We start from the raw sequence: 2,292 nt of genomic DNA, 5'->3' as shown, positions 1-2,292 counted from the left end.
GACGATGCCATTGCCCGGCTGCACGACGGAAAGATTGCCGAAGCTCTGCTGCGCCCATTTAACGAAACGATAGCGCTCGTCATTCTCAATGAATTCCGCCCGCAGGTTCCCGGCGAGCGAAGACGCATCCCCGTATTTCTGCGTCTGGACGGAATGATCGATCACCAGATCGACCGGGACCGATGGCCTGACCTCCGACGGTGCCTTACCCTGTGATGCAGCAGCCTGTCGAAGTGCTGCCAGATCGACCAGCAGCGGCAAACCGGATGCATCCTGCAGCAGAACGCGCGAAACAGGGAACAGAATGTCCGCGTTGCCGTCCAAATTCATCAGGAAGTTGGAAGCACAATTCGGCGGCACCAGCCCCAGTTCCGCACCAACCAGCATGGATTCCAAAATGATGACTGCCGAGAACGGGAGGGATGACGAATCTTTCCCGTGGCTCCGGACAAACGCATCGACGCACGCCCAGCGAAGGCTTTTGCCGGACGCGTCGATGGCGGTCCTCAGATAGGCAGGTGTGACGGGATGGGTACTCAAGACAGCCTCGCTCGTGAGATGCAGCACGCCAGAGCGCGTGCTGCATCTCACTGATCGCCTTATTTCTTTACCAGGGTGCATTCGGATTCAGCCAGCGGACGCGCTGCCTTGTCTCCGCTGACGGTACTCACGAGATTGTAGTAATCCCACGGCTCTTTCGATTCCGCCGGAGTTTTTACCTGGAACAGATACATGCCACGGATGACACGGCCATCTTCGCGGATCTTGCCGTTTTTAGTCATGAAGTCGTTGATCGGTGTGTCACGCATGGTTTTAAGTACGACATCCGACTTGTCCGTCTGACCGGCTTTTACGGCCTTCAGGTAATGAAAGACCGCGCTGTAAACACCCGCCTGATAAAAGGTTGGCATGGCGTTGTGCTTGCTGAAAAAGCGCTTCGCGAACGCCTTGGTATCGTCGTTCATTGCCCAGTAGAACGGCGCTGTGAGCATCACGCCCTGCGCCGTATCGAGCCCGAGTGCGTTGACCTCCGTATCGGCCAGAAGCAGTGCAGCCATTTTCTGGCCGGCCTGCGTCAGACCGAATTCGCCAGCCTGTTTCAGGGCGTTCTGCGTATCCGTGCCTGCCGTGGCAAGCGCTACGACGTCGGCACCGGAGGACTGTGCCTGAAGCAGGAACGAGGAATAATCCGAGCTGTTCGCAGGCATCTTGACGCTGCCGACGACCTGGCCGCCATTGGCGGTAACGACACTTGCCGTGTCGCGTTCCAGCGCGTGACCGAAGGCGTAATCCGATGTCAGGAAAAACCACTTCTTGGCACCGCTTGCCGCGACCGCCTCGGCAGTCACATGAGCCAAAGCGTAGGTGTCATAGGTCCAGTGAATGCCATTGGGCGTGCAGGCCTTGCCGGTCAGATCGGACGTTGCTGGGGACGAAAACAGCGCGACCTTGTTCTTGTCCTTTGTTATCTGCTGGACGGCAAGGGCTACGGCCGAATTGGGGATGTCGACGATGACATCCACCTTGTCCACGTCATACCACTGGCGCGCCGTTGCTGCGCCGATGTCTGCCTTGTTCTGATGATCCGCAGAGATAACCTGAACCTTGGTACCATCGATGGCACCGAAGTCTTCCACTGCCATCTGCGCTGCAAGGATCGAGCCGTTGCCAGTGGAATCCGTCAGCTGACCCGAAAGGTCGGTCAGCACACCGATTTTCACCACATCATCGCTATAATCCGAAGCGGCGAGATTTGAGGTCATCGCGACTGTCGCCACGCTTGCCATAAGCGCCGCCATCATAAGGTTCTTCATTGCCTTTTCCTCCTCCTTTAAACTTATTTTGCAGCCGAAGCCGTGTGCAGCCCGGCAATCCTCCCGAACACCGCTCCTCGCAGAACCGAGGTGGAACCGGTGTAAACCTGATGATAGATGCCCATCGTTTCACCCGCCGCATAAAGGCCGGGAATGAGTTTCCCGTCCTGATCGACGACCTGCGCATCGGGCGTGACCTTCACGCCACCAAAAGTGAAGCAGTTGGACGAGATGATCGGAAAAGCTCTGAAAGGGCCCTTCTCTATCCGGCGCGACCAGTTGGACTTTGGTGGCACGAGATCGTGTGTCGCCCGGCCGTCGATTGCGAAAGGCGTGAACTCGCCCTCTTCGGATGGGCAGGCGGCGTTGAACGCATCGACGGTTGCCTTCGTTTCCTGCGGCAGGCCGATCTTTGCGAAGAGCTCTTCGAGCGTGTTCGCCTCAAATGGTGCGATATCCGAACGGATGGAAGTTTTCC

Annotated in this window: 3 protein-coding genes; all 3 read right to left on the bottom strand. The window is 57.5% G+C overall.

Features of this window, described 5'->3' with window-relative positions; translation table 11 throughout:
- Positions 1-387 (bottom strand): aconitase family protein (locus A3AY_RS39910; RefSeq protein ID WP_245275960.1); only part of this gene is annotated, 387 nt, incomplete at its 3' end.
- A gap of 212 nt (positions 388-599) precedes the next feature.
- Positions 600-1,814, bottom strand: a complete 1,215-nt coding sequence (locus A3AY_RS0128465; RefSeq protein ID WP_018329077.1) for an ABC transporter substrate-binding protein — start codon at positions 1,812-1,814, stop codon at positions 600-602.
- Positions 1,815-1,837: 23 nt separating this feature from the next.
- Positions 1,838-2,292, bottom strand: a 455-nt coding sequence (locus A3AY_RS36405) for an FAD-binding protein (RefSeq protein ID WP_040669347.1), incomplete at its 5' end; no start/stop codon positions are given.

This window comes from Rhizobium giardinii bv. giardinii H152, from assembly GCF_000379605.1.
GTDB lineage: Bacteria > Pseudomonadota > Alphaproteobacteria > Rhizobiales > Rhizobiaceae > Pararhizobium > Pararhizobium giardinii.
The sequence above is the reverse complement of the archived record's forward strand: the minus strand, read 5'-3'. Positions and strand labels throughout refer to the sequence as shown.

Excerpts from the sequence above, each read along its gene's own strand:
- A3AY_RS0128465 (WP_018329077.1), bottom strand. The coding sequence starts at position 1,814 with ATGAAGAACCTTATGATGGCGGCGCTTATGGCAAGCGTGGCGACAGTC.